Annotated in this window: 5 protein-coding genes; 4 read left to right on the forward strand and 1 reads right to left on the reverse strand. The window is 64.0% G+C overall.

Features of this window, described 5'->3' with window-relative positions:
- Window positions 1-183: 183 nt before the first annotated feature.
- Complete coding sequence (locus tag AHiyo1_RS09905; RefSeq protein WP_059388460.1) at window positions 184-939, forward strand: SDR family NAD(P)-dependent oxidoreductase; 756 nt, start codon at window positions 184-186, stop codon at window positions 937-939.
- An 85-nt stretch (window positions 940-1,024) separates the two neighbouring features.
- On the opposite strand, the gene AHiyo1_RS09910 is transcribed toward AHiyo1_RS09905, so the two are convergent.
- Window positions 1,025-1,660, reverse strand: a complete 636-nt coding sequence (locus tag AHiyo1_RS09910; protein WP_059388461.1) for a TetR/AcrR family transcriptional regulator — start codon at window positions 1,658-1,660, stop codon at window positions 1,025-1,027.
- Window positions 1,661-1,845: 185 nt separating this feature from the next.
- On the opposite strand from AHiyo1_RS09910, the gene AHiyo1_RS09915 reads away from it, so the two are divergent.
- The 3 genes from AHiyo1_RS09915 to AHiyo1_RS09925 form a co-directional block, all read left to right on the forward strand.
- Window positions 1,846-3,369: an ABC transporter substrate-binding protein gene (locus tag AHiyo1_RS09915; protein WP_059388462.1), complete on the forward strand. Its 1,524-nt coding sequence runs from the start codon at window positions 1,846-1,848 to the stop codon at window positions 3,367-3,369.
- 87 nt (window positions 3,370-3,456) lie between these two features.
- A complete protein-coding gene (locus tag AHiyo1_RS09920; protein WP_059388463.1) occupies window positions 3,457-4,398 on the forward strand; it encodes an ABC transporter permease in 942 nt (313 codons plus the stop codon).
- On the forward strand, window positions 4,395-5,252 hold an 858-nt coding region (locus AHiyo1_RS09925; protein WP_253257250.1), incomplete at its 3' end, for an ABC transporter permease. The genes AHiyo1_RS09920 and AHiyo1_RS09925, both read left to right, overlap by 4 nt.

Here is a 5,252-nt window from a genome sequence, read left to right on the forward strand (position 1 = left end):
GTGCCCGGCGTCGTGCTGTATCCCGTGCGCGACGGCGGCCGGACGGTTTTGTTTGCCGCCAACCTCACTGCCCAACCGCTGAGCGTCGTCGTCCGGCTCCCGGGTAGCGACACCACCAATCTTGAATTTGAGCCATGGACTGCGGTTGTCCGCCGCGTCGACTGAACTGAAAGAGGAACAACCATGAGCAAACGGCTGGACGGCAAGACCGCCCTTGTCACGGGAGCAGGCTCCGGCATCGGACTGGCCGTGGCCCAGCGTTTCGTCGCCGAAGGCGCCCGCGTGTACTTCGCCGACATCAACCTGGAAGCCGCCGAGAAGGCTGCCGCTGTCACGGGATCAGCCCTCGCACAGGCTTTGCGCATGGATATCTCGGACGAAGCCAGCGTCATTGCGGCCTACGCTGCCGTGGCGGAAGACGGACCGCTCGACGTCGTCGTGGCCAATGCCGGCGTGCAGCTGTTCGGGCAGGATGCCCGTGTCGGGGACCTGGACTTGGCGGTCTGGGAAAAAACCGTCGCCATCAACCAGCGCGGGGCCTTCCTCACACTCAAGCACGCTGTCCGGGCCATGGAAGGCCGTGGCGGATCGATCATTTGTACCGGCAGTCCCACCGCGGTGGTGGCCTGCGGGCAGACCTTCACCGCGTATACGAGTTCCAAGGCCGGGGTGCATGGCTTGGCGCGGGTCGTGGCGGCGGACTATGCCGCAGCCGGAATCCGGGTCAACACCGTAGTGCCCGGTTACACCGAGACCCCGCTCGTGCAGACCATCGCGGACGATCCCGTGAGCCGTGCCGGCCTGGTCAACTCCACGATGCTCGGCCGGCCCGGAGCCGCGGCCGACGTCGAGGGCATCATGGTGTTCCTCGCCAGCGACGATTCCGCGTACGCCACCGGCGGGCTGTTTACCGTGGACGGCGGCCTGACGGCGCTGTGACGCCTGAGCCCCCGGCCCACCCAACTGACTAGCAGTAGATGTCGTTTTGAGGGCTCATAACGACACTTACTGCGAGTTAGTTGGGCTAAAAGCTTTCGGTCGTGACGGCATTCAAGTAGGCCGCGACTTCGGAGGGCATGTCCACGGAATCGTTGTCGAGAAGCCACTGGACCTGCAAGCCGTCCATGAGCGCGGTCAGCTGGCGTGCCGCTGTGGCAGGCGCGACGCCGGGCCGTAACGTGCCTTCGTCCGCCATGTGCGAGAAAGCATCGCTCAGCAAGCCGCGTACCCGCTCGTACCGTTCAAGAAAGTACTCGTGGGCGGGGTGCTCGGGGTCAGTGGCTTCCGCGGACAGTACGCAGTACAGCGCCACGAGGCCTGGGATGGTGGTGTTGTGCCGGGTCAGATCCACCATGGCGTGCAGCAAGTCCGCACCCTTGGCATCCAGGGCCCCGGTGTAGATCGCGGACTCGTCGTCGCGGAAGGTCAAGACTGCCTCAAGCAAGGCTTCCTTGCTGGGAAAGTGGTGCAGGAGCCCTGCTTGGGTCAGGCCCACTTTGTCCGCCACGTCCTTCAGCGAGCCCGAGCGGTATCCCGAGGATGAAAAGACGTCGAAGGCGGCCTTCAGGATTTCCTGCCTCCGGGCCTCCGTCTTGGCATAAGTCCCGCGGCGCCCTCGGCGCACCGTTTCGGGCTGGATGCCGCCCGCCGTCTCTTTCATGGATCAACCCTAACAACGTCGATTTTCAATAAGTCCATCAATTGGTCAACCACTGTGCGCGTCGTCACATTTCATAACGATTCAAAAAGTTCGGCTAAAACCTAGTGGTCACTAGGTTTTTGATGTTACGGTCTTTCCCAATGGCCGTCCATGGTGGACGCCACTGATCGTGAAAGGGACCAAAGATGTTCCGATCCAAGCGAATGGCCGCAGTCATTGCGGCTGTTGCCCTGGGGCTCACTGCTTGTGGTGGTGGCGGAGCCGCCGCCCCCCAGGACCAGTCCTCCCAAACCCTGACCCTGGGCGCGCTGTTGGCGCCCAAGACCTTCGCTGCAAACCAGTCCGAGTTCGCCAACCTGTCGCCGTTCTACCAAGCCGTGTACGACACTTTGATCCGGATGAAGCCGGATGGCTCGCTCGTGCCGATGCTGGCCAAAGACTGGAAGTACAACGCGGACAAGACCGTCCTGACGCTCACCCTGCGTGACGACGTCAAGTTCACCGATGGCACCCCCTTCAATGCCGACGCCGCGAAGCAGAACCTTGAGCGCTTCAAGGCAGGAACGTCTCCGGATGCACAGTTCATGGCGGCACTGAAGACTGCCAAAGCCGTGGACGCAACCACGCTGGAACTGACCCTGTCCGCCCCGGACCCGGCGTTCCTGAACTACCTGTCCAAGGACGCGTCCTTCATGCAGAGCCCGGCGTCCTTCGGCAACGCCGACATCGCCACCAAACCCGTCGGCTCCGGTCCGTATGTGCTGGATACCGCCGCCACCGTGACCGGCACGTCCTACAGCTACCACCGCAACCCGAATTACTGGGACAAGAGTTTGGTGCACTACGACAACCTTGTCCTCAACGTCTACGGTGACCAGACCTCCCTGCTGAACGCCATCAAGTCCGGACAGCTCAACGCCGCCAACACCGCCGACAACAACACGCTCACCGAGATCCAGGCTGCCGGGTACAAGGTCAACCCACTCCAGCTGAACTGGGCAGGGCTCATCCTGTTTGACCGGGCCGGAACCACCAACCCCGCGCTCAAGGACGTCCGCGTCCGGCAGGCACTCAACTACGCCTTCGACACCAAGGCGATGCTGCAGTCAATCGGCCAGGGCTATGGCGAGCTGACCACCCAGGTGTTCCCGCCGTCGTCGGCTGCCTATGACAAGTCCCTGGACTCCCGCTACGCCTACAACCCTGCCAAGGCCAAGGAACTGCTTGCCCAGGCCGGATACGCCAGCGGGCTGACCCTGAAGCTGCCGTCCTCGGCGCTCATGGGCAACACCCTCCCTGCGCTCATCACGCAGCAGCTCAAGGACGTCGGCATCACGGCGGAGTTCACGGACACGGGCAACAACTTCATCGCCGACCTCCTGGCACCGAAGTATGGCGTGAGTTACATGATCCTGGAGCAGCAGTCCGACTGGCAGCTGATCAACATGAAGATCGCTCCCGGTGCCCCGTGGAACCCGTACAAGTACGAGGACCCGAAGGTGGACGAGCTGATCAACAAGATCCACGTCGGTTCTACCGATGAGCAGACAGCCGCCGCGAAGGAACTGAACAAATACATCGTGGAGCAGGCATGGTTCGCTCCGTGGTACCGCCCGCAGTCCAGCTTCGTCACCGACGCCAAGACTAAGGTCGAGGTCCAGACGGGTAACGCCTACCCGTTCATCTGGTCCTTCTCTCCCGCCTCCTAGCGGACAGCCGCCGGGACCGGACCACGTGCTGACCCAAGCCGCGGTCCGGGCCCGGCGGCCCCAGGAACCTTCCCTTAAGGAACTTTGATGTACCGTTTCGTGCTGCGCCGCCTGCTTTCGGGCGTCCTCCTGCTGTTCGTCATTACAACGGTCGCCTACTTGCTGCTGTACGCGGGTGGCGGCGACATCGCCCGCCGCATCGTGGGCCCCACAGCCAGCCAGGCCCAGGTGACCCTGAAGGCTTCCCAGCTGGGTCTGAACCGCCCGCTCGTGGTCCAGTACTGGGATTGGCTCACCCACGCCGTCACCGGCGACCTTGGACGCTCGTGGTTCAACGGCCAACTGGTCAGCACCGGCGTCACCAGCCGGGTATCGGTGACCCTCTCCCTGGTGTTGGGCGCCACCATCATCGCGGCCGTGATCTCCGTGGTCATCGCTGTCCTGGCCGCAGTGCGCCGGGGCTGGGTGGACCGCGTGGTCCAGTTCGTGGGCGTCCTGGGATTCGCGATTCCCGGCTTCCTCATCGCTTTGGGACTCGTGTCCCTGTTCGCCTTGAACCTCAAGTGGTTCAAGGCCACCGGCTATGTACCGATTACGACGTCGTTCGGCGGCTGGGCGGCCACGGTCACCTTGCCGATCATCGCCCTTTCGATCGGCTGTATCGCCTCGGTGGTCCAGCAGGTCCGGGGCTCCCTGATCGATGCCCTCCGCCAGGATTATGTCCGCACGCTCCGGGCCCGCGGCCTCTCCTTCAACCGGGTGGTGTACAGGCATGTACTGCGCAACGCCGGCGGTCCTGCCCTGGCAGTCCTCGCGGTCCAGTTCATCGGCCTGCTCGGCGGTGCCGTGATCGTTGAACAGATTTTCGCGCTGCCCGGCCTCGGGCAGATCGCCGTTGCCGCCACCAGCCAGGGGGACATCCCGGTGGTGATGGGCGTCGTCGTCGCCACCGCCGCCATCGTGGTGATCGTCAACCTCATCATCGACCTCGCCCAAGGCTGGCTCAACCCGAAAGTTCGGCTGTCATGATCGACACTTCCATCGCACTGCCCACCCAGGCAGCCAAAGTCTCCTTGTTCCGCAAGCTCCTCACGAACCCCACCGGCGCCGTATCCATGCTGGTCCTCGCGATCGTGGCTTTGGCCGCGGTGCTGGCACCTGTGCTCGCAACGCACGACCCAGGGCTGGCCAGCCTGCAGGCGGTCCTGGCCAAGTCCGGCCCTGACCACGTGCTGGGTGCGGACAGTGCCGGCCGTGACGTCTTCAGTCGTCTGCTCTTCGCTGGACAGTTCAGCTTGGCCGGGGCGCTGTTGGCGCTGGTTGTCGCCGTCGCGATCGGCGTCACCGGCGGCCTGGTGGCCGGATACTACGGCGGCTGGTTCGATTCGGTATCCTCATGGCTCACCGGCCTGCTCATGGCGATGCCCGGCATCGTCATCCTGCTGGCCGCGCGGGCCGTCGTGGGGCCATCGATGTGGTTGTCCATGATGATCTTCGGCGTCCTGCTTTCCCCGGCCTACTTCCGCTTGGTGTACGCCTGCGTGACGGCGGTGCGCAACGAACTGTACGTCGACGCGGCACGGGTCTCCGGGCTCAGTGATTTCCGGATCATCGGCCGCCACATCCTCACGGTGGTGCGCGCACCCGTCATCATCCAGTCCGCCATGGTCCTTGGCATCGCCATCGCCATCCAGGCCGGCCTGGAATTCCTCGGCTTGGGCGACCTCAACATCCCCACGTGGGGGAGCATGCTCAACGACGGCTTCATCAACCTCTACAAGGCACCCACTTGTCCTGTGGCCAAGCCTCGTCCTCGGCGTCGTCTGCATCGCGCTGACCTGCTGGCCAATGCGATGCGCGACGAACTCGAGCGCAGCCGCGGG

Source organism: Arthrobacter sp. Hiyo1 (genome assembly GCF_001263615.2).
GTDB lineage: Bacteria > Actinomycetota > Actinomycetes > Actinomycetales > Micrococcaceae > Arthrobacter.